Here is a 22065-nt window from a genome sequence, read left to right on the forward strand (position 1 = left end):
GGGAGCGCGATGCCGGACGACACCGGGGGTACGCCGAAGCCCGGACACTTCATGCCCGGCGGCGAGGGCGAGACGGTCCCCGACGGCAGCCGCCCGCTGACGCTGAACCGGGCCCGCTCGATCGGCATGGGCAAGGCGCGGGACGTGTCACTGGCCGACTCGTCACTGCGCCGCAAGGCACGTCCGCTTCCGGCCGACCCCAACGCCCAGACGGAGTACAGCGGCCCGCCGGTGGCACCGCTGACCGGTGCGCCGCTGCAGCCGCTCGCCGGCACCCGCCGGGTCGGTGGGTCCCGGCCGGTGGGCTGGCACTCGAACCCGTCCCGGGCCGGCGCGCAGTGGTCCTCCGAACCGCCGCCGATCAAGCCGCCGCGCCAGCTCTCGAAGGCGGTCATCGGCGGCCTGTCGGTGCTGATCGTGCTGATGCTCACCGGCGCCACCATCGCCGGCTTCAAACTGATCAACCGCTACGACAACACCGTCGACCGGCCCCTCACCCAGCCTGAGGTGAAGAAGTCGACGGTTCCGCTCCCGGTCCCGCCCGACGTCACCGTCACCAAGGTCGCCCCGAACGTCCCGGACATCGTCCGCCTGCAGCAGAACGAGCTCTACAAGGCGGGCAAGGTCGCGTCGGTGAGCTGCAAAGAGCCGGCTATCAAGCCGGACTCCCAGTCGGCGATCCTGCGGTACTACACCGCGCTGCTGCCGTGCCTGAACAAGGCGTGGGAGCCGGTGGTGACCAAGGCCGGGTACCGCTTCCGTGCGCCCCAGCTCAAGCTGCAGAGCAAGCAGCCGTCGTCGCAGGACGACTGCTCCGGCGAGATGAACGTCGCCTACTACTGCTCGACCGACGAGAGCATCAACATCAGCTGGAAGAACGACCTCCAGTTCTACAAGGACAGTCCGATCGGGGCGCGGGTGTGGATGCTGGACACGATGGCGCACGAGTACGGCCACCACGTGCAGCAGATGACCGAGATGCTGACCGCGGCGGACTCCCGCGAGGGATGGGCCAGGTCGAACGCGTCGAAGCTGGAGTGGTCCCGGCGTACCGAGCTGCAGGCGACCTGCTTCGGCGGGGCCTTCCTGGGCGCCAACAAGAAGTCGCTCGGCCTGAGCGGCAACAAGCTGAAGGTCTGGGAGTACGAGGCCTCGCACAGCGGCGACGAGTACAACCCGAAGAAGGTCCGCGACCACGGGTCCAAGAAGAGCAACTGGGCGTGGGCCGGCCCGGCGTTCAAGTCCACCAGCCCCGCGTCCTGCAACACGTTCACGGCACCAGCCAGCAAGGTGAGCTGATGCTGCGACGGCTGGCGCTGCTCGCTGCGCTGGCTGTGCTTGGGGGTTGTTCGCAGCAGCAGGGTCGGCCGGCGGTGGTGGATGGCGGCGTACCTCCGTCATCGACGCCGACGGTGTCGCCTGTTGTGACGCCTGTGGTGACGCCGAAGGTCGCGCCGCAACCGGTGGCGACACCAACGAATGAGCCCCTGCTGGTCAGCAACGGGTTGTATGCGGCTGGGAAGGTCCACGCGGTGCGGTGTGTGCTGCCGGACGTGGTGCCGAAGGACAGCGCGGGAGTACTTCGGTACTCGCGGACGTTGGTGGATTGCCTGAACCGGGCGTGGGCGCCGCTCGTCTCGCGCGCGGGCTTCGTGTTCGTGCCGGCCAAACTCGTCGCGTTCGGGAGCGGGGACTGTGATCCCGCGGTGGACAACGACGACCGCGGGGCGTACTACGACGTCGGCCCGGACGCCATCTGCGTGGGCTGGCACACGTTCGCGGTCGAGGAGGCGGAGTGGCGGACGGTCGAGCTGGTGCACACGCTGGCGCACGAGTACGGCCATCATCTGCAGACGCTGACCGGGATCATGACGCTGTTCGACTCGGGGCAGCTGCCGCTCAAGTCCAGCGAGCTCGAACGGAACCGCCGGATGGAGCTCCAGGCCAGCTGCTTCGCCGGAGCGTTCCTGGGCGCGCACAAGAAGCCGCTCGGGCTGTCCGGCGAACGACTCGACACCCTCGACTACTTCGTCACCCACGCCGGCGACGAGAACGCGCCGAAACACGCCCCCGACCACGGCTCCCGCAAGAACCACGGCTACTGGAGCCACCAAGGCTTCCGCTCCACGAACCCCGCCAACTGCAACACGTTCACCGCCCCGGCCAAGCGGGTCAGCTGACATGCGCCGCGGACTACTGGTGGTCCTGAGTTTCCTGTTGCTGGTCGGCTGTGGCCCTTCCAAGGTCGACGCTCAGCCGTCGGTGGTGAGCACGCCGACACCCACGCCGACCCCGACACCCATGCCTTCGCTGCAGGCCACCCCGACGCCTACGCCGACGCGGACCGTTCCCACCCCGCGGCAGGTCGTGCCGAAGCCGCGGAAGACCGCGCGAGTGCTGCAGAGCAACAAGCTCTACGCCGCCGGGAAGGTCGGAGCGGTGCCCTGTCCGCTGCCGGAGGACTGGCTGTCCACCCAGGCGGACGTCACCCGCTACGCACGCCGCGTGCTGGCCTGCCTCGACCAGGCCTGGGCCCCGGTCGTGAAGCGCGCCAGCTTCCGGTTCCGGCCGCCGGTCCTGCACATCTTCAAAGGTACGGTCGAAACGCCGTGCGCGGACTCGAGCGCCGATGCGTTCTACTGCGAGGACGGCCACGGGATCTACCTCGACTGGACCACGGACGGCCAGGTGCCGTCCATGGCCCAGGTGGACGCGGAGATGGATCTGCTCTACACAATGGCGCACGAGTACGGGCATCACCTGCAGAACCTGACCTCGATCGAGGCGTACTACGACTCGCACCTGGACGGTAAGAAGCGTGCTGCGCAGCTGGAAGACAGCCGCCGGCTGGAGCTGCAGGCGGACTGCTTCGCGGCCGTCTTCCTCAAGGGCAACCAGCAAACGCTCAACCTCACCGGTTCGCGGTACTGGGCGCTGGATCTCGGTTCGCACGGCGACGAGTACCGGAAGCGCGGTGAGCCGCGTGACCACGGCTCCGCGACGAACAACGCGCGCTGGACGCTCGACGCCTTCACGTCCGGAGACCTTGCCTCGTGCAACACCTGGACGGCGCCGGCGGAGTACGTCAGCTGAGCTTCAGTTTGAAGCCTTCGTGGGAGTTCACGAAGCCGAGGCGGTCGTAGAAGCGGTGGGCGTCGGTGCGGGTCTTGTCCGAGGTGAGCTGGACGAGGCTGCAACCGCGGGCGCGGGACTCCTCGATCGCCCACTGGATCAGCGTCGTACCCAGACCTGAGCCGCGGGCCTGCTCGGCGACCCGGACGGCCTCGATCAAGCCGCGGCTGGAGCCCTTGCGGGACAACCCGGGGATGATCGTCAGCTGCAGCGTGCCGATGACCTCGTCGTTGCGATCAGCAACCATCAGCAATTGGTTGGAGTCGGCATCGATCTGCGCGAAGGCCCGCAGGTACGGCGTCAGGTCGTCGAGCGACTCGCGGGTGCTGCCGAGCTGGTCGTCGGCGATCATGGCGACGATCGCGGGGACGTCGGCGGCGGTGGCGCGGCGGATGGCGATGGCGGTCATGGCCGCAGCATCTCAAACTTAGGCAAACACTTTTCCTAGCGGGACCCGCCGTCACCGGCTGTTTGCCCTGCGCAACCAAGGGTACGAGTGATACTGGACACCACTGCATCCGCCCGTGTGCCGGGGTCGTGTGCAGTCCTGCGCGGCAGCGGATGCGGGCCCAGTCCGGAAGGAACTCCGATGTCAGCACTATCGATCGACTTCACAGGGCCGTTCGAAGACGCCTTCAGCAAGTTGCTGTCCTTCATTCCCAACCTGCTCGGCGGGCTCGTCATCCTGGTGGTCGGCTACTTCGTCGCCAAGGTGCTCGGGAAGCTGGTCGGCAAGTTGCTCGGCCGGGTCGGATTCGACCAGTGGATGGAGCGGGCCGGCGTCTCCGGCGTCCTGCAGCGGTCCGGCACGGGGCTGACCGCTTCGGCGATGCTCGGCAAGGTCGTGTTCTGGTTCGTCTTCCTCATCAGCTTCACGATGTTCGCCTCCGCGCTCGGCGTGCCGGAGATCTCGAACTTCATGAGCGACATGCTCGGCTACATCCCGCGGATCTTCGCCGCGATCGTGATCGTCTGCCTGGCCGCGCTGTTCGCGAACTTCCTGGCCGCGATCATCCGCGGTGCCACCGGCAACGAAGTACTGGCCAAGGTCGGCCGGTACGCGATCCTGGTGTACGCCGTGTTCGCCGCGCTGACCCAGCTCGGGATCGCGGTCCAGCTCACCGGGAACACGTTGCTGATCGTGCTCGCCGGTGCCGCGCTCGCCATGGGTCTCGCTTTCGGCCTCGGGGGCCGGGAGATGGCCGGCCGGGCGCTCGGCAACTTGTTCGACCGCAACACGATCAAGAAGCCGGCCGCGAACGACATGGGATCGAACGGCACGACGGCGTACCCGACCCAGAGCGGCTACGAGTCGCAGACTTCCTACCAGAGCGGCCAGCTGCCGCCCGAACAACACCCGGCCCACGCCGCCGGCTGGTCCAACGGCGCCGGCAACGGCACCGGTCCCAACAACGGCAACTGGCAGAGCGGTCAGTAACAACCCCAACCGCTAGTTCTCCTCCAGCGGGCGGCAACCCGGACCGGGTTGCCGCCCGTCTCCACTGAGCCCGGTGCTGGGTAATCTGCGTCGGTGGGCAGCCGCGAGGAAGTGGAGAGGTTGCTGGCGCGCATCGCCGCGGTCGATCCACTGGTGCGCGCGATCTGCACCCTGAACCCCAGGGCTCGCGAGCAAGCCGCTGCCCTTGACGCCGAACGCGCCGCGGGGCGGGTTCGTGGACCGCTGCACGGCCTCCCGGTGCTGGTGAAGGACAATTTCGACACAGCTGACATGCCGACCACAGCCGGCTCACTGGCGCTGGCCGGTATCGAACCACCTCGGTGGGACGCCGCAGTGGTTCAGCGGCTGCGGGCGGCCGGCTGCGTGATTCTCGGAAAGACCAACATGTCCGAGTGGGCCCGGATGCGCGGCCGGGCGATGATCGCCGGCTGGAGCGGGTACGGCGGCCAGACCCACAACCCGTACGCGCTGGACTACTCGCCGGGCGGCTCGTCCTCCGGTTCCGCGGCCGCGGTGGCCGCGCGGCTCGCGCCGCTGGCCATCGGTTCCGAGACGAACGGCTCGATCATCGGGCCGGCGTCGCTCGACGGCGTGGTCGGAATCAAGCCAACCGCCCAGCTGGTCCCGTCGGACGGGATGGTGCCCTTGGCGCCTTCGCAGGACACCGCAGGCACGATGGCGCTCACGGTCAGCGCCGCGGCCGCGGGGCTGACCGTGATCAGCGGTGGCTTTGCCGACTACGCGGCGATCTGCGCGGCGGAGGGGGCGACCGACCTGAGCGGCGTACGGATCGGTGTGGCGCGGGCGCCGCACTGGGAGTTCTCCGCCGGCACCGAGCGGGTCAACGAGCAGGCGCTCGGGTTGCTGTCGGCGTCCGGTGCGACCTTGGTCGACAACCTTGTGCTGCCCCCGCCGCCGCAGTGGGCCGAGCCCTTCGTCGTGCTCAAGTACCAGTTCAAGTACTACGTCGAGCGCTACCTACGGACGCGCCCGGACGCACCGCAGACGCTGGACGAGCTGATCGCGGCGACCCGGCGTACGCCGACGCAGTACTTGGGCGAGGAGTACCTCGAGGCTGCTGCCGCGACGGTGGGTCTGCACCCAGCGGAGCACTGGGAGGCGCGGGAGACCCTGCGGCGGTTCGGGGGTGACAGCATCGACAACCTGCTGCGCGACCACGACCTCGACGCGCTGGTGGTTCCGGTACGGGGTCCGGCCTGGCCGATCGATCCGGAGCGGGGCGACGAGCCGGCGCCGGGGACGACGTCGCACGCCGCCTTCGCCGGGTACCCGATGATCGCCGTTCCCGCGGGGCTGGTCGGCGGACTGCCGGTCGGTATCGCCTTCACCGGTACGGCGCGAAGCGAGGCAACGCTCGTCCGGGTCGCGCACGCGTTCGAGGTCGCGCGGACCAAGGCTCACGGTCCGTTTCCTGAGCCGCAGCTCACGCGGGTGCCGGACCCGTCCGCGGCGCAGGTGGCATTCGGCGGGCAGACACGAGCCGGTGGCCCGGCTCGTGTTCAGACTGGCCTCCGTGCGCCTGGACGACCCGCCGCCGGATCGTCCGGGGTCGAGCTCAGCTAGCGTCCGCGGCGTCCGGGCCGGCCTTGCGGACCTCTTCCACCTTGGTCATGGCGTCGCGCAGATCGGCCAGCCAGGTCTCGCTGTGCTGGGCGACGAGCTTGACGCACCAGCCCAGGGCGTCGCTGCGGGAGCGGGCCACGCCGGCGTCGACGAGGGTGTCGAGGACCTGGCGCTCGGGCTGGCGGAGGCGGGTCATCACCGGGGCGGACAGCGAGGTGAAGACGGTCCGCGTCTCGCCGCAGCGGACGCCCCAGGCGACCTTGCGGCGGGTGGCGTGCTCGAGCTCGCGAGCGATCTCGATCCGGCGCTCCCGGGTGTCCTCACGGAACTGCTTGATCCGGCCCTCCTCGGCGGCGGACCGCTCGGCCGCGCTGACGTCGTCGGCCTGCTCCGGTGCGGGGATCCGGCCGACGATCAGGATCTCGTCCCGGTCGATCGACAGCTCGACGTCGCCCTCGAACCAGTCGCCGGGCAACCGCCCGGTCAGCCAGCCCCGCACCTTCTCCTGCTCAGTCTGTGTACTCATGTAATCATGATTACACCGATACAGCTCGAGCTCAAGGAACTAGCGGTACTGCAGCCGGTATGCCAGCTGCGCGTCGCCCTGGGACAACCCGACGTTCGAGATCCCGAGCACCAGCGTGTGCTTGGTGACCGTGTTCCGGTAGGTCACGTAGATCGTCCCAGCCGCGCCCTCGGACGCGGTCCGCTGCCAGTGCGCACCGCCCTTGGCCGAGATCCGAGTCAGACCCTTCACCACGGCCGGGCTGGCGTAGTAGTTCATCCACCTCGTGTCGCCACGTCCCCAGGCCCGGACGAGGTTGTCGGACCACTGGACGGCGTTCCACGCCTTCGGCTCACCGCTGAACCGCGCGGTGTACGCCGCGTGCCAGCCGTCCGCCGAGCGCAGTCCGACGTTCTGTACGCCGACGACGAGGTTCCCGCCCCGAGCGTCGTCGTGGTACGTCACGTAGATCGTCCCGGCCGTGCCTTCGGTCGCCGTACGACGCCAGTGGATGCCGCCTGGCGACGCCTGCCCGAACAGGGTCTTGGACGTCGTCGCGGACGCGTAGCAGTTCGCGGTGGCGGTGTCGCCACGTCCCCAGGCGCGGATCAGCCGGTCGGCGTACGTCACGGCCGCCACGTTCTTCGCAGACGCGAGCCGGCTGCACGAAGCAGCCGCCGTCGACGTCGTACCGGCATCTGCCGCCGCGCCACTGAGTACGACCGGCGCGGTCAACGCCAGTGCACCAACCGCAGCGAGACCCTTGATCCTTCGTCCCATCATCGAACCTCCCGAGTGGATGTGGTCTTACTCGTGGGACGCCGTCGCGCGGGGCGAAGTTTGTATTTGTCACAAATGAAACAAACGCGGCCCGGTCCACCACGGGGTGTGGGCCGGGCCGCTGTCCCTCAGGCCGCCGGCGAGGGTGCGAAGGCAGCTCTCAGTCGCGCCTGCGCTCCCGGTGCCGCGGCGGTGTGGTCCAGTCCGAGCAGGGCCGCACCGACCACCGGCGGTACGTCGACCACTCGCGGGACCGCCTTCGGGGCGATGTCCGCGAGGAGCTGGGTGACGCGGTCGAGGAGTACTGAGTGGCCGGCGGTCAGGACACCGCCGCCGAGGACGACGGTCACCGGCTCACTCAGTAGATCAAGCCGTCGCAGAGCGCTCTCGGCCATTGCGACGATCTCTTCGGCCTGTTGCTGAATGATGCCTAGGGCAACGATATCGCCGGCAACGGCGACCTGGAACAGCACCGGGACGGCATCGAGTTGCCGGTCCAGCGGGAGCTCACCGAAGTGGAAGGCCTGGATCAGCGCGGCCAGCGAGGGCTTCCCGAAATGCGCCGGCAACGCCGTCAGCAGTGCGGTCGCCGGCCCACGGCCGTCCTCGGCCCTCGACGCTGACCAGAACGCCTCTTCAGCGAGCTGCGCGCCGCCACCCCAGTCCCCGGTCACCTTCCCGAGCGCCGGGAATCGCGCAGTACGTCCGTCCGGCAGCATCCCGGAGCAGTTGATCCCTGCCCCGCACACCACCGCGACGCCGCGCGGCTCGTCCACCCCGGACCGCAGCAGCGCGAAGGTGTCGTTGGTGACGTAGACCGACTCCGCCCATCCACGTGCCTCGAAGGCGGCGGTCAGCCACTCCTCCTCGATCGGCAGGTCCGCGTTGGCCAGACAGGCGGAGATCTGCTGCACCAGGGGTACGTCCCCAAGCCGCAGGCCCGCCTCCGCCGCCGCAGCTCGTACCAACGGCTCCAGCTGGTCCACTGCGGTGTCCGGTCCGACCTTCTGCGGCTCGAACCCGCCGCCACGCGCCGTACCGAGCACTGTGCCGTCGGCGGCGACCAGTGCGACGTCTGTCTTGCTGTTGCCGGCGTCGAAGGCGAGGACTCCGCCTGGGATCACTGCGCCCATGGCAGGTAGGCCTTGTTGTGGGCGAGCAGCTTGTCCGTCAGCTCCTGCGCGATGGAGATCTGCCCGACCAGCGGATGCGCCAGCAGAGCCCTGAACACCCGCTCGGATCCACCCTTCACCGCAGCCTCCAGTGCCAGGTCCTCGTACGCGGTCACGTGACCGACCAGTCCGGCGTACAAGGGCTCCAGCGGCGCCACCGGCTCCGGCGTCGCGCCCTCGGCCCCCACCGTGGCCGGCACCTCAATGACAGCATCATCGGCGAGGAAGGGGAATGTGCCGTTGTTGAGCGTGTTCACCACCTGTACGTCGCCGGTGTTGTTGAGCAGCGACGACGCCAGCGCGACAGCGGCCTCGGAGTAGTACGCACCGCCGCGCTTCTCGAGCAGTGCGGGCTTCTCGTCGAGCTGCGGGTCGGCGTACATCTCCAGCAGCTCCTTCTCCAGCGCAGCGACCTCAGCAGCGCGGGACGGCTTGGTCAGCAGCTCCTGCACCACCTTGTCGTGCGCGTAGTAGTAGCGCAGGTAGTACGACGGCACTACGCCCAGCTGGCGGACGACGTCGCCCGGCAGCATCAGCTCGTCGGAGAGCTCCTCCAGGTGCTCGTGCAGCAGCTTCGGCAACTGGTCCTCGCCGTTGACGCGGACCGCGCGCTCCCAGGTCAGGTGGTTCAACCCCACGTGGTCCAGCGACACCTCCTCCGGCGTGACCCCGAGCAGCTTGGCGAACCGGCGCTGGAACCCGATCGCCACGTTGCACAGCCCGACCGCCTTGTGCCCGTGCGACAGGAGGGCCCGCGTCACGATCCCCACCGGGTTGGTGAAGTCGATGATCCACGCGTCCGGGTTGGTACGCCGTACCCGCTCGGCGATGTCCAGTACAACGGGGACCGTGCGGAGCGCTTTGGCGAGACCGCCCGCACCGGTCGTCTCCTGGCCGACGCACCCGCACTCCAGCGGCCACGTCTCGTCCTCGTTGCGCGCCGCCTGTCCGCCGACCCGCAGCTGGAGCAGTACGGCGTCCGCGCCCTCGATGCCCGCGTCCAGGTCGGACGTGGTGATCACACGGCCCGCATGGCCCTGCTTGGCGAAGATGCGGCGGGCCAGGCCGCCCACGAGCTCGAGCCGGTCGGCCGCCGGATCGACGAGCACGAGCTCCGACACCGGCAGCGAGTCCCGTAACCGGGCGAAGCCGTCGACGAGCTCGGGCGTGTAGGTGGACCCGCCACCGACGACTGTGAGTTTCACTCTGTCTCCTAGCTGACTGGTGGTCCTGCGGTGTCGAAGACCTCGTCACGGGTGGTGCTGAGGGCGGACTGCAGCGCTCCGGAGAGCACGGGGTCGGTGCCGATCGCGGTCATCAGCAGCTGCGGCCGCGGCACGGTGAGGTCGGCGAGCTCGTCCTGGACCAGGCTGCGCAGGCGTTCGCCGCCGGCGGTGATCACGCCACCGGCCAGGACGATCAGCTCCGGGTCGACGACCGCGACGATGGCGGCCAGACCGACCGCGAGCCGGTGCGCGAACTCGGTCAGTACGGCGTCGCCCGCACCCTCGGTCTGCAGCGCGGCCGCGATCGCGGCCTCCGGCGTACGGGCCTTGAGGCCGTGCTCGCGGGCCAGTTCGAGGACCGGTTCGCCACCGGCCAGCTCCTGGAAGCCGCCGGCGTTGTTCCGGCCGACGTTGCGCACCAGCGGCGTACCGGGCAGCGGCAGGAACGCGACCTCGCCGGCGCCACCGGTCGCGCCGCGGAGCAGCCGGCCGTTGATCACGATCGCCGCGCCGATGCCCTCGTCGCCCCAGAGCAGCACGAAGTTGTCGCTCTCCCGGGCGTGGCCGACGCGCTGCTCCGCGATCGCGGCCAGGTTCACGTCGTTCTCCACCTCGAGCGGTACGGCGATCGCCGCGGCCAGCTCCTCCAGCAGGTGCGGGGCGTGCCAGCCGGGCAGGTGCGTGGCGTACCGCAGCCGGCCGGTGGTCGGGTCGAAACCACCCGGGGTACCGATCGAGACCCGGTGCAGGCTCTCGCGCTGCAGGCCCGCGTCCTTGGCGGCACCCTCGAGCGCCTTGATCACCCGCTCGACCGTGCCCTTGGCGCTGCGGCCCGGGGTAGGGAGTTCGTAGCTGCCGACGACCTTGCCGGTCAGGTCCGCGACGGCCGAGCGGATCCGCGCCGGCGTCACGTCCAGGCCGGCGACGTATGCGATGTCGCCGTTGATCTCGTACAGCTGCGCGTTCGGGCCGGGGCGGCCCGCCGTCGTGCCGCTGGGGCGGACCAGACCGGCTGCCTTGAGCCGCGCGAGCAGCTGGGACGCGGTCGGCTTGGACAGGCCGGTCAGGTTGCCCAGGGTCGTGCGGGAGAGCGGTCCCTGGCTGAGTAGCAGGTCCAGGGCGGCGCGGTCGTTCATCGCGCGCAGCAGGCGCGGGGTGCCGGGTGTTGTTGCCATGACCCAACCCTGCCTCCCTTCGCCGCTCGCGGGTACTCGGCGCGCTGATCACGCGAACTGTTAGGAAAGCTTCCTATTAACCCGAGACCGTACGGGGGACCTCGCCCGCTGTCAATCAACGGGCGCGAGTTGGGGGGTGGCGTTACGCCTGGTCGGCCAGGAGAGCGAACGACACCAGCCAGTGCGTCGACATGAAATCCCCGCCCGTCACCGTCGGCAGCACGGCCGCCACCTGGCGATCCGCACCCGCCTTCAGCGCTTCAGCCTTGTCCGGCAAGACCGCTGCAAGCTTTCGCAACTGCCAAGCCCTGGACAACGCCAGGCCGGCCAAGTGCGACAACTGCCCGTCTCCCGAGTCATCAGTAGCCGGCACCTCGAGCAGGCCTCGGTGCGCACCATCGTCACCCAGTCCTGGGAGAAACGCGGACAGCCAGCTCTTGAACTCCACCTCCGGCAGCACCCGCCGCATCAGCTCCGCCTCAGACAAGGCCGGCGAGAGGAAGTCAGTACCCGACGGCTCGAACCGTGTGTCGTAAGCAGTGTCGTCCCCGAACCACTCCACTGCCCGAGCCTTCACCGCCTCCACCACGTCGGCCCGGCCGAGCTCGTCGTACGCCTCGATCAGCAGGGCCAGGGCGAAGGCGGTGTTGAGGTGCACCCCGTGCCGCACTGGGTAGGCCTGCTTCGGCAACCACGCCAGCACGAGGTCCGCGATCACGTCACCGAGCGGCGCGAGCGCCTCCGCCCACTTCGTCGTACGGCCGGAGGCGACGAGCATGGCCGCCCACGCCCACCCGTACGGCCGCTCGTACCCCGGCCGGCCCTTGAGGTAGGCAGCCTCGACGCCGATGTTTTCGGGCGTCAGGCGCCGGTCCAGCAGCTCAGCTGGACGCTCGCCGACCTCCTCCGGTGCCAGCCGCAACAGCTGGGTCAGGGACCACTGCATGTGCACGCTGGAGTGCCAGTCGTACGACCCGTGGAAGGCCGGGAACAGGCGGTCCGGCGTCACGTCGACGTCGTCCGGGCCGAGCGACGCGTGCGAGGAACCGTACGGGTACGGAGTCTCGAGCACCTGGCAGGCGATGTCGGCCCAGGCGGCGGCGTACTTCATGACGCTCCTTGTGGTGGCTAGAAGGCGAAGACGTACATCAGGACGATGTTGCAGGCCAGCAGCGGTACTGCGGTCGGGATCTGGGCCTTGATCGGGCCGTACTGATCCTTCATCTCCAGCAGTGCGGCCGGGACCAGGTTGAAGTTCGCGGCCATCGGCGTGCAGAGCGTGCCGCAGAAGCCGGCCAGCATCCCGATCGCGAACACGATCGCCGGGCTGCCGTGGAACTGCTGCACCAGCAGCGGCCAGCCGACCGCGGCGGTCATCACCGGGAACGCAGCGAACGCGTTGCCCATGATCATCGTGAAGATCGCCATCCCGATGCAGTACAGCGCCACCGCGGCGATCAGCGAGCCCTTCGGGATCACGTGGTCGGTGACGCGGCCGACGGCCTTGCCGACGCCGGACGCCGTGAACAGGAGACCGAGCGTGGCCAGCATCTGCGGCAGGATCGCCGCCCAGCCGATGTGCTCGAGCAGCCGCCGGCCTTCGTGCAGCGGTACGGCGGGGGACTTCGGCCTGAACAGCACGAGCCCCACGATCAGCGCCAGGATCGAGGCGACGCCGAGGCCGATGATCGTCGCCGAACCGGTCTCCAGCAGCAGCTTGCCGCTCCCCAGCTTCACCTTGGCGAGCCAGGCGCCGAAGATCGCCGCGACCACCGGGATCACCAGCGCGGGCAGGAAGAGCTTGTTGCCGAACCGGTCGGCGAAGCGCGCCCGCTCCTCCGGCGTCGTCGTCTGCTCCTTACCCCGGCCGGGGAAGCCCGCGCCGGCGAGGATCGCGATCCCGATCACGGCGATGCCGAGCAGCCAGGACGGCGCCTCCTTGTGCACCACGTAGGTGCCGTAGCAGAACGAGACCCCGAGGATGCCCCAGAACGCCGCGCTGCCGATCCGCTTCGGGTTGCTGCGGTCGTTGAGCACCTGCAGCGCGATCAGCACGAAGAAGATCCCGCAGAGCCAGTAGAACCACTCGACCTTGATCACCGGGCCACCTCCTCGGTGTTGCCGGTGTCTGTGCTCGTGCCCGGTTTTGTGCCGGTGTCGGCGGTGGCTTCGGCGGCCATCTTGTCCAGGGTGCGGTCCAGCAGCCAGAGCCGGGTGCCGTGGATGAGCAGCGCGCAGATGGCGGTCGGGATCGCCCAGACCGCGATGTCGATCGCCTCGAGCTTGAGGCCGTAGGTGGTGTCGACGAAGCCGGTGATCAGCAGGATCGAGCCGATCGCGACGAAGATGTCCTCGCCGAAGAAGACCCCGACGGTGTCGGAGCTGGCGGCGAAGCCCTTGATCTTCTCCTGCATCCGCTCCGGCAGCTTCCCGTACTTGCGCTCGGCGGCGCCGGCGGCCATCGGGTGGATCAGCGGGCGGACCGCCTGCGCGTACCCGCCGATGCTGGTCAGGCCGACCGCGGCGGTGCCCTGCCGGATCAGCATGTAGAGGGCCAGTAGCCGGCCGGTGGTGAGGACCCGGAGCTTGCTGATCAGCTTGCGGGCCTGGTGCTGCAGGCCGTAGCGCTCGATCAGCCCGATCACGGGCAGCGTGACGATGAAGACGGTGACGGACCGGCTGCCGGCGAACCCGTCGCCGAACGCGTCGAGGATCTTGACCGGTGACAGGCCGCCGATCAGGCCGGCCACGATGCCGGCCGCGGTGACGACCAGCATCGAGTTCAGCTTGAGTGCGAACCCGATGACGACCACCGCGATGGCGAGCAGAACCCACATGGTTCCTCCCGGGGACGGAACGGTGTTGGAGGGCGTATCCCTACAGGGTGATTCCGCTCACCATAGGAGATTGTTGAACGATCCTGCAATGGATCATTCGAACAAACTTCTCCCCGGGGGAGAACGATTGCCGCTCGGAACGGGCTAGGGCAGGCGCCAGTCGACCGGGGCGGCGCCCTGGTCGGCGAGCAGGGCGTTGACCCGGCTGAACGGGCGGGAGCCGAAGAAACCGCGGTCGGCGGACATCGGGCTCGGGTGCGCGCTCTCGACGTACGGCGTGCTGCCGAGCATCGGCTTGAGCGTCTGGGCGTCACGGCCCCAGAGGATCGCGACAAGCGGGCCGCCGCGGTTCACCAGCGCGTGGATGGCCTGCTCGGTGACGGACTCCCAGCCCTTGCCACGGTGCGAGCCGGACTTGCCGGGCTGCACGGTGAGCACTCTGTTGAGCATCAGCACGCCCTGGTCGGCCCAGGGGGTCAGGTCACCGTTCGACGGCGCCGGTACGCCGACGTCCGCCATCAGCTCGCGGTAGATGTTGGCCAGGCTGCGGGGGATCGGCCGGACGTCCGGCGCGACCGAGAAGCTGAGCCCGACCGGGTGACCGGGCGTGGGGTACGGGTCCTGGCCGACCACGAGCACCTTGACCTGCTGCAGCGGCCGGTGGAACGCCCGCAGGACGTTCTCCCCGGCCGGTAGATAGCCCCGGCCCGCGGCGATCTCGCCACGGAGGAACTCACCCATCTTCGTGACCGTGTCCTCGACCGGCGCCAACGCCTCGGCCCAGTCCGGTGCCACCAAATCCGCCAACGTCTTCGGGCTCACCCGCCACAGTCTCGCAGTACTGCGCAGTGTGGTGCACCTCGGGTTGTCGCCCTGTGTTCGCGTGTCGCTCAAGCGCTGGTGCAGGTCCGCAAGGTACAAATGCTGCGGCCCCGCACGGTATGAGCTTGCGGGGCCTTTGCTATGCGCGGCTACGTGGTGGCCAGGCGTTGTAGCGCCGCGGCGTAGCGGCCGGCGGCGTACTGCTGGGCCTGGCGGGTCAGGGGGCCGCCCAGGCGCGCGTACCAGGAGGCGCCTCGGCTGTAGGCGCGGATGGCGAAGTGGACGCCGTCGGAGTCGCGGGTGACGACGAAGGACTCCTCGCCGGCCTCCGGGTGACCTTCGAGGGTGCCGTACGCGAAGCCGATGCGGTCCGGCTCGTCGACCGTCCAGACGACGCGGCAGGGGATCGGCAGGCCGATCGCACCGAACGGGGCGAGGGTGCGCAGGCGCCCGACCAGCAGGCCGGGTCCCAGGTGCCCCAGCGTGTTGGTGCCGATCCGCGGTGGCGAGTCGGTCGCGGTCATGGGCAGGCCGGCGGCGCGGTGCATGCGCCAGCTCAGCAACGCGTCGACGGCGCGGGTGAACACCTCGTTGCCCGCGCCGATCCGCCGCGTGTGCTCGAGCCGGTGGTAGCCCTGCGGCGTTTCGTCGTCCTTCGTCGAGCCGACGACCTCGTACGTGAACCGCAGGGCTGCCAGGTCCTCGAGCCTCATCAGCTGCTCTTCAGACCGCTCGTCTTGTCCTGCTTGAGGGCGTTGAAGAGTGCCTTGGCCTTCTCCGTGTCCCACTTGACGGCGTCGCCGCGCCCGTGGGCGAGCTGGATGTTGCCGCTCACCGGCACGGTCAGCGTTACTCCGCTGCTACCGGAGATGGCCCGCATACCCCGGGCGAACTTGATGAAGTCGAACAGGCTCATGTCCTTGTCGACGGTCAGTGCGTCGACACCCTTGGTCGCCACGTTGTAGTAACGGATCGGGTTCAGGAACGTGGACGGTGCGCTGGCCTTCTTCGCGATCGCGCCGACCATCTGCCGCTGCCGCTCGACGCGGCCGAAGTCGTTCTTGCCGTCGGCGTGCCGGGAGCGCACGTACCCGAGCGCCTTCACGCCGTCCAGGTCCTGGCAGCCGGCCGGCAGGTTGATGTGTGCCTGGTCGTCCTTCATTGCCTTGGGCAAACACATCTTGATGCCGCCGACGCTGTCGATCACCGACGAGAAGCCGCCGAAGCCGACCTCGACGTAGTGGTCGATGCGCAGCCCGGTGACGTTCTCGATGGTCTGGATCAGCAGTGCCGGGTTCTTGTTGAAGGCGGCGTTGATCTTCTGCCGGCCCTCGACGCCGGGGATGTTCACCGCGCTGTCGCGGGGGATGCTGACCAGCACGGTCGGCCCGGACTCGGGCACGTGCATCAGCATGATCGAGTCGGTCCGGGGCGGGCCGGCGTTGCCGCCGGTGTGCAACCGGGCGCGCTCGGCCCGGCTCAGGTCCTCCCGGGCGTCCGAGCCGACCATCAGGTACGTCGTACCCGGGGTGTCGGCCGGCCGCGCACCGGTCGGCATCGCGTCGATCTTGTCGATCCGGCTCCAGGCGTAGAGCGGGACCGCGATCAGCATGAGCACGAACAGCAGGACGATCAGTCCGACGGTCCGGAGGAACCAGTTGCGCCGCTTCTTCGGCCTGACCGTCCGAGGCTGCGGCGACCGGTTCGCGTAGCGCGGGTCGATGGGCTGCGTTTCACTCATGACACGACCGTATCGGTGCCCGGCCCGCGAACACGTCACCCCACTGAATGGTTTTACACGTCGGAAAGTAGCCCCCGCCTCCTCCAAACGGAGGAAATCACCCCCCACACCGAACCAGACCACCGAAACGCCCCCGAAGACCTCCTCCCCGACAAGCAAAACCTTTGCAGAGCTGACAGCCGAGGGCGCGCCCCTCGGCGTTGTCGGGAACTTGGTGCTGGGCTGGGATGGAGGGGTGCTTACGTCTAACGGGTATGTGCTGGAGGAAGAGCGGCTTGGGTTGCTGGAGGCTGTGCCCCTCGGGGAGCGGGCGGATCGGGGTGCGTTGCGGCGGCGGTTGATGCGGGACGGGTATCTGTACCTGAGCGGTTTGCTGGATCCGGTGGTGGTGCTGGCGTTCCGTGAGTACTACCTCGGGTTGACGGGTGCAGTGACGGACAGAGCGTCGTACCGTCGCGTGCTGTTCGAGGAGGTCGTGCCGGGGCCGGAGTACGCCGCCTTCTGTGCGCAGCCGGCCTTGAAGGGCTGGTTCGAGTGGTTCCTCGGGGGTACGCCGTTCCTGCACCGGCGGAAGATCATCCGGCAGACCGCACCGGGCGAGAACGGCATTGGTACGGCGACGCAGGCGCACTACGACCTGGTGTACCTGCGTGGCGGCAGTGACCAGGTGTTGTCGGCGTGGATACCGCTGGGGGACTGCCCGGTTGAGCGCGGTGGGCTGACCTATCTGGAAGCCAGTCACCACAGGGTGCTCGCTGAGGAGGCCGCTGGGCGGCTGAAGCGCCCCGCCGCGTCGATCACGGCCGACCTGCCGCGGCTGGCTACGTCGTACGACGCCCGGTGGCTGGTTGCGGACTATGCCGCTGGGGACGTGGTCGTGCACACCGCGCACACGATCCACGCGGCCCTCGACAACGTGTCGGACGAACTGCGGCTGTCCACGGACGTCCGCTACCAACGGGCGGACGACGCGATCGACGCCCGCTGGCAGCACGACTGGCACGATCGGGACGGGCTCTGACCGCTATCCGGATGCTTCTCGCTAACGACATTCATTTCGGTTAAGGTGCCGCTCGGAACGGGAACCGAGTGGAGGAGTGCCGTGAACCGCAACGAACTGATCGCCGGCGTCGCGCAGAAGGCGGGCATCCCGCGCAACCAGGCCGAGAAGGTCCTCGACGCACTCGGCGACGTCGTCACCGAAGCCGTGGCGCGCGGTGACAAGGTGTCGCTGACCGGTCTGCTCAGCATCGAGCGGGTGCTGCGCGCGCCGCGCACCGGCCGCAACCCGCAGACCGGCGAGCCGCTGGCGATCCCGGCCGGGTACTCCGTCCGCTTGTCCTGCGGCAGCCGGTTGAAGGCCGCGGCGCGAGCTACCTCAGGAATCTGATCGGGTCGCAGGCCGCATCGTCGGAGTGGCTCATGTCCCGCTTCGCCTGGACCGCGGTGACCCAGTACGGCGTGTCCGGCGTCGGCGGCGTACTGAACCGGGCATTCGGCAGGTAGAGCCGGTTGCCGAACGCCGCCACGGTGGTGGGTACGTCGAAGTCCGCGCTGGTGATCTTGTCGACCACGGTGCCCTTCGTGCCGGTCCGGTTCAGGTCCACGATGCCGATCTGGTTGGACTGGTTCTGGACGACGTACAGCCGGGTGCCAACCAGCAGCAGGCCGTCGCCGTTCGTCATCAGCTCGCCACCGAGGTCGATCTTCTGGACCACGCCGGTCCGCGGGTCGACCCGGAGCAGGAAGCCGGTCGACGACTGGACCATGATCAGGGCGCGGCCGTCGGGGGTGAGCGAGATGCCGTTCGCGTTGAAGCCGGGCAGGTGCTGATACTCGCCGGTCAGCGGAATGGTCTGCGCCTTTGCCGCGAGCTTGCCGTCGCGGCCGAACGGGACCTTGTAGAAGACCGGCTGCTGGGAGTCGGTGAAGTACGCCGCGTCCTTGCCGAGGATGACGTCGTTCACGAAGGTCGGGGACGCCTTGGTGAACGTGTAGCTCGCCAGGACCCTGCCGGTGCGGGTGTCGATCACACGCCCGTTGCCGCCGCTCGCACCGGCGACGAAGAGCCTGCCTCGGTTGTCCACCTTCATCCCCAGCGAGCCGGTGCCGGGTCCTTGGCTGATCACCTTGCCGCGACCGGTGCGCAGGTCGGCGGCGTAGATGTCGCCGTCGGCGCGCGAGCCGAAGTATGCCGTCAGGTGGTCGATCGCGATGCCCTCGGGCTGGAACCCGTTCGGCAGCTCGATCCTGGTGGGGAAGGTGATCGCGGTGGTCTCGGCGGCTGCGGCGGCTGCGGCGGCGGGCTCGGCTTTGGCGGCCGGCGAGCTCGCCAGGCCGAACAGGAGCGCGGGCACGCCGGCCACGGTGATCAGCCGACGGACGAGGTGCGACATGGCGGAGGTCCTCCCTGATCCGGGTTCCTACCGGGTGAACGAATCTGGCCTGTGGAAAGTTCAAAACGGGCCTGGCGAACCGGGTATGTTCGCTGACAGCAACTCGACATGGGACAAGGGGCCAGGGATGACTATCGACAATGCGGGTCCGTCCGCCGGCGTGCGGCCGCAGGACGACCTGTACCGGTTCGCGAACGCGGAGTGGCTGGCGGAGCACGAGATTCCGGCCGACAAGGCCATCTACGGTGCCTTCCACGCGCTCTGGGACACGGCCGAGCAGGACGTCCGCACGATCGTGGAGAAGACCGTCGCGGCCGGGCATCCCGAGGGCAGCGAGGCGCGCAAGATCGCCGACCTCTACACCAGCTTCATGGACACCGAGACGATCGAGCGGCTCGGTGCGCAGCCGATCGCCGAGCAGCTCGCGCTGGTCACCGGAGTTCAGGACCTGGCCGGTCTGGTCGGTGCGCTCGGGCAGCTCGAGCTGCAGGGCGTGCCGGGCATCTTCCACTACTGGGTCGACGCGGACGCGAAGAAGTCCGACGAGAACGTGGTCTACCTGATGCAGGGCGGGCTGAGCCTGCCAGACGAGTCGTACTACCGCGAGGACAGCTTCGCCGACGCGCGGACGGCGTACGTCGCGCACGTCGCGCGGATGTTCGAGTTGGCCGGGTTGCCGGACCCGTCCGGTGCGGCGGAGCGGATCATGGAGCTGGAGACCAGGGTCGCGGGCGCGCACTGGGACCGGGTGAAGAACCGGGACGTCCAGCTGACGTACAACAAGCTCGACCGGGCCGGGCTCGAGGAGCTGACACCCGGCTTCGACTGGGCGACCTGGCTGGCCGGGGCCGGCGTACCGGCGGAGGCGTTCGCCGAGGTCGTCGTGCGCGAGCCGGACTTCTTCACCGCGGCCGTGGCCGCGCTGCAGGAGGTCGAGCTGGACCGGTGGAAGGAGTGGCTGAGCTGGCGGATCGTGCACAGCGCGGCGCCGCTGCTGAGCCAGGACTTCGTCGAGGAGAACTTCGCCTTCTACGGCAAGACGCTGACCGGTGCGCCGGAGCTGCGCGAGCGGTGGAAGCGCGGCGTCGGTGCGGTCGAGCAGTCGCTGGGTGAGGCGCTCGGCAAGCTGTACGTCGCCGAGCACTTCCCGCCGGACGCCAAGGCCCGCATGGTCGAGCTGGTGCAGAACCTGGTCGCCGCCTACCGGCAGCGGATCGAGGCGCTGGACTGGATGGGCCCGGAGACCCGGCAGCGGGCGCTCGAGAAGCTCGGCACGTTCGTGCCGAAGATCGGGTACCCGGACGAGTGGAAGGACTACTCGGCGCTGGCGGTCGACCCGGCGGACCTGTTCGGGAACGTCCGGCGCTCGGTCGCGGTGGAGACCGCGCGGGACCTCGCGAAGCTCGGTCAGCCGGTCGACCGGAACGAGTGGAAGATGACGCCGCAGACGGTCAACGCGTACTACAACCCGCGGATGAACGAGATCGTCTTCCCGGCCGGCATCCTGCACCCGCCGTTCTTCGACCTGACCGCCGACGACGCCACCAACTACGGCGCGATCGGCGCGGTGATCGGGCACGAGATCGGCCACGGCTTCGACGACCAGGGCTCGCGCTACGACAAGGACGGCAACCTCAACGACTGGTGGACCGACGAGGACCGCGCGGCCTTCGAGGCCCGCACCGACAAGCTGGTCGCGCAGTACGACGAGCTGGAACCGGCCGAGGTGCCAGGCCAAAAGGTCAACGGCAAACTCACCCTGGGCGAGAACATCGGCGACCTGGGCGGCCTCTCCATCGCGTACGTCGCCTACCAACTGTCCTTGCCCGCCGACGAAACCCCCGACCAGTCCGCCGCCGAACGCTTCTTCACCTCCTGGGCCCAAGCCTGGGCCACCAAAACCCGCCCCGAAGAAGCCGCCCGCCGCCTCGCCATCGACCCCCACTCACCCCCGGAATTCCGCTGCAACGCAGTAGTCCGAAACATCGACGAATTCCACACCACCTACAACACCACCGAAACCGACACCATGTGGCTGTCCCCAGAAGACCGAGTCCGCATCTGGTAGCCACTAGGTGGTTGGCTGGGCCGGCTCAGGCCGACCCCAGCACCCACCGGTCGTGCCCGGCCCCGCCAGCCCTCACCGTCGGGGCCGCCGCCACATCCGCCCACCACCCCGCACACGCCGGCCCACACCAGTTCCCAGCTACACCCGCGTCTCCGCCGACACATGCGCACCCGTCACACCCGCTCCACGCCGCGAACCGCTCGGGGGTACGCCGGCTCCAGCCGTGTCTCCGCTGCGCCACGGCGCCGGTCACACCTGCTCCACGGCCCGAACAGCTCGCCGGGTACCGCCGGGCTCACCTGTTCCCCAGGCCACAGGCTTCGCGGCTACTCCCGTGTGCCGGTTGTACCTGCTCAGCGGCCCGAACAGCCTGCCGGGTACGCCGACCCACCTGCTCCGCGGTGCCAACGGGTTCCCCGCTACACCCGTTCGGGCTCCGACCTATGTTTCGGCTGCACCTGTGCACCAGTCACACCTGCTCCACGCTCGACCTGTCAGTCGGGTACGCCGGCTCCGCATGCTCCCCGGTTCCACTGGATTCACCGCCCCGGCTGCACCTGTGCGCCGGCCGTACGTGATCCGCGCCTCGAGCTGCTTGCCGGGCCCGCCGAGCTCACCTGCTCCCCGGTCACCTCTGCTCCGCGGCTACTCCTGTGTGCCGGGCTTACCTGGGCTCCGCGATTTGGCCACCTTCCCGGCTGCGCGTGTGTGCCGGTCACACATGTTGCCCGGCTCGAGCTGCTTGCCGGGGTACGCCATGCGAGGCTCGACACATCCGCTCCAGCCGTACGCCGCACACCTCATCAACCCGTCGTACCCGGACTCGTCGTACTCAGAGTCGTCGTAGCCGGCTCTCGTCGTACGTGCCAGCAGCCGTCTGGTGTCGTGTCCGGCGCACCTCATCAAGCCGTGGTACTCCGGACTCGTCGTACTCAGAGTCGTCGTACCCGGCTCTCGTCGTACGTGCCAGCAGCCGTCTGGTGTCGTGTCCGGCGCACCTCATCAAGCCGTGGTATCCCGGACTCGTCGTACTCAGAGTCGTCGTACCCGGCTCTCGTCGTACGTGCCAGCGGCCGTCTGGTGTCGTGTCCGGCGCACCTCATCAAGCCGTGGTATCCCGGACTCGTCGTACTCAGAGTCGTCGTACCCGGCTCTCGTCGTACGTGCC

21 protein-coding genes are annotated in these 22065 nt (G+C 69.0%); 8 read left to right on the forward strand and 13 right to left on the reverse strand.

Going from position 1 to position 22065, the window contains the following annotated elements:
• Positions 1–9: 9 nt before the first annotated feature.
• The 3 genes from AB0E69_RS34300 to AB0E69_RS34310 are packed head-to-tail and all read left to right on the forward strand — an operon-like array spanning position 10 to position 3093.
• On the forward strand, positions 10–1299 hold the full coding sequence (locus tag AB0E69_RS34300; RefSeq protein WP_360155953.1) for a neutral zinc metallopeptidase: 1290 nt from the start codon (positions 10–12) through the stop codon (positions 1297–1299).
• Complete coding sequence (locus AB0E69_RS34305) at positions 1299–2180, forward strand: neutral zinc metallopeptidase (RefSeq protein ID WP_360155956.1); 882 nt, start codon at positions 1299–1301, stop codon at positions 2178–2180. Before AB0E69_RS34300 ends, AB0E69_RS34305 begins: the two co-directional genes overlap by 1 nt.
• Before the next feature lies 1 nt (position 2181).
• Positions 2182–3093, forward strand: a complete 912-nt coding sequence (locus AB0E69_RS34310) for a neutral zinc metallopeptidase (RefSeq protein WP_360155959.1) — start codon at positions 2182–2184, stop codon at positions 3091–3093.
• Here AB0E69_RS34310 and AB0E69_RS34315 read toward each other — a convergent pair.
• Positions 3086–3541 carry a GNAT family N-acetyltransferase gene (locus AB0E69_RS34315; protein WP_360155962.1) on the reverse strand — a complete coding sequence of 152 codons (456 nt, stop codon included), beginning with the start codon at positions 3539–3541 and terminating at the stop codon, positions 3086–3088. The genes AB0E69_RS34310 and AB0E69_RS34315 overlap by 8 nt on opposite strands.
• A 180-nt stretch (positions 3542–3721) precedes the next feature.
• On the opposite strand from AB0E69_RS34315, the gene AB0E69_RS34320 reads away from it, so the two are divergent.
• A complete protein-coding gene (locus AB0E69_RS34320; protein ID WP_360155965.1) occupies positions 3722–4570 on the forward strand; it encodes a hypothetical protein in 849 nt (282 codons plus the stop codon).
• Between the two features lie 93 nt (positions 4571–4663).
• Complete coding sequence (locus AB0E69_RS34325; protein WP_360155968.1) at positions 4664–6175, forward strand: amidase family protein; 1512 nt, start codon at positions 4664–4666, stop codon at positions 6173–6175.
• Here the strand turns inward: AB0E69_RS34325 and AB0E69_RS34330 are convergent.
• From AB0E69_RS34330 to AB0E69_RS34380, 11 genes are all read right to left on the reverse strand, one after another.
• Entirely contained in the window at positions 6168–6701 is a 534-nt protein-coding gene (locus AB0E69_RS34330; RefSeq protein ID WP_360155971.1) for a hypothetical protein, read from the reverse strand. The genes AB0E69_RS34325 and AB0E69_RS34330 overlap by 8 nt on opposite strands.
• Before the next feature lie 39 nt (positions 6702–6740).
• Positions 6741–7460, reverse strand: coding sequence for a hypothetical protein (locus AB0E69_RS34335; RefSeq protein ID WP_360155973.1), 720 nt, complete (start codon positions 7458–7460; stop codon positions 6741–6743).
• A gap of 128 nt (positions 7461–7588) precedes the next feature.
• The gene (locus AB0E69_RS34340; protein WP_360155976.1) at positions 7589–8593 is read right to left on the reverse strand and encodes a BadF/BadG/BcrA/BcrD ATPase family protein; all 1005 of its coding nucleotides are present in this window, start codon (positions 8591–8593) and stop codon (positions 7589–7591) included.
• The gene (locus AB0E69_RS34345; protein ID WP_360155979.1) at positions 8581–9837 is read right to left on the reverse strand and encodes a 6-phospho-beta-glucosidase; all 1257 of its coding nucleotides are present in this window, start codon (positions 9835–9837) and stop codon (positions 8581–8583) included. Before AB0E69_RS34345 ends, AB0E69_RS34340 begins: the two co-directional genes overlap by 13 nt.
• Before the next feature lie 8 nt (positions 9838–9845).
• The gene (locus AB0E69_RS34350; RefSeq protein WP_360155982.1) at positions 9846–11033 is read right to left on the reverse strand and encodes an ROK family transcriptional regulator; all 1188 of its coding nucleotides are present in this window, start codon (positions 11031–11033) and stop codon (positions 9846–9848) included.
• 142 nt (positions 11034–11175) lie between these two features.
• Positions 11176–12144: a DUF2891 domain-containing protein gene (locus tag AB0E69_RS34355; RefSeq protein ID WP_360155985.1), complete on the reverse strand. Its 969-nt coding sequence runs from the start codon at positions 12142–12144 to the stop codon at positions 11176–11178.
• Between the two features lie 17 nt (positions 12145–12161).
• Positions 12162–13133, reverse strand: a complete 972-nt coding sequence (locus AB0E69_RS34360) for a DUF979 domain-containing protein (RefSeq protein ID WP_360155988.1) — start codon at positions 13131–13133, stop codon at positions 12162–12164.
• Positions 13130–13870, reverse strand: a complete 741-nt coding sequence (locus tag AB0E69_RS34365) for a DUF969 domain-containing protein (protein WP_360155991.1) — start codon at positions 13868–13870, stop codon at positions 13130–13132. The genes AB0E69_RS34360 and AB0E69_RS34365 overlap by 4 nt, the downstream gene beginning before the upstream one ends.
• 144 nt (positions 13871–14014) lie before the next feature.
• Positions 14015–14692, reverse strand: coding sequence for a uracil-DNA glycosylase (locus tag AB0E69_RS34370; protein WP_360155994.1), 678 nt, complete (start codon positions 14690–14692; stop codon positions 14015–14017).
• Positions 14693–14841: 149 nt separating this feature from the next.
• Positions 14842–15405 carry a DUF1990 domain-containing protein gene (locus AB0E69_RS34375; protein WP_360155997.1) on the reverse strand — a complete coding sequence of 188 codons (564 nt, stop codon included), beginning with the start codon at positions 15403–15405 and terminating at the stop codon, positions 14842–14844.
• The gene (locus tag AB0E69_RS34380) at positions 15405–16433 is read right to left on the reverse strand and encodes an LCP family protein (protein ID WP_360155999.1); all 1029 of its coding nucleotides are present in this window, start codon (positions 16431–16433) and stop codon (positions 15405–15407) included. Before AB0E69_RS34380 ends, AB0E69_RS34375 begins: the two co-directional genes overlap by 1 nt.
• Before the next feature lie 235 nt (positions 16434–16668).
• On the opposite strand from AB0E69_RS34380, the gene AB0E69_RS34385 reads away from it, so the two are divergent.
• Positions 16669–17454, forward strand: a complete 786-nt coding sequence (locus AB0E69_RS34385) for a phytanoyl-CoA dioxygenase family protein (RefSeq protein ID WP_360156002.1) — start codon at positions 16669–16671, stop codon at positions 17452–17454.
• Positions 17455–17535: 81 nt separating this feature from the next.
• Entirely contained in the window at positions 17536–17823 is a 288-nt protein-coding gene (locus AB0E69_RS34390) for an HU family DNA-binding protein (RefSeq protein WP_360156005.1), read from the forward strand.
• Here the strand turns inward: AB0E69_RS34390 and AB0E69_RS34395 are convergent.
• A complete protein-coding gene (locus AB0E69_RS34395) occupies positions 17807–18829 on the reverse strand; it encodes a superoxide dismutase (RefSeq protein WP_360156008.1) in 1023 nt (340 codons plus the stop codon). The two genes, AB0E69_RS34390 and AB0E69_RS34395, sit on opposite strands and share 17 nt — an antisense overlap.
• Positions 18830–18956: 127 nt before the next feature.
• On the opposite strand from AB0E69_RS34395, the gene AB0E69_RS34400 reads away from it, so the two are divergent.
• Positions 18957–20897, forward strand: coding sequence for a M13-type metalloendopeptidase (locus tag AB0E69_RS34400; RefSeq protein ID WP_360156011.1), 1941 nt, complete (start codon positions 18957–18959; stop codon positions 20895–20897).
• The last annotated feature ends 1168 nt before the right edge of the window (positions 20898–22065 follow it).

The organism is Kribbella sp. NPDC026611, from assembly GCF_040638345.1.
GTDB lineage: Bacteria > Actinomycetota > Actinomycetes > Propionibacteriales > Kribbellaceae > Kribbella.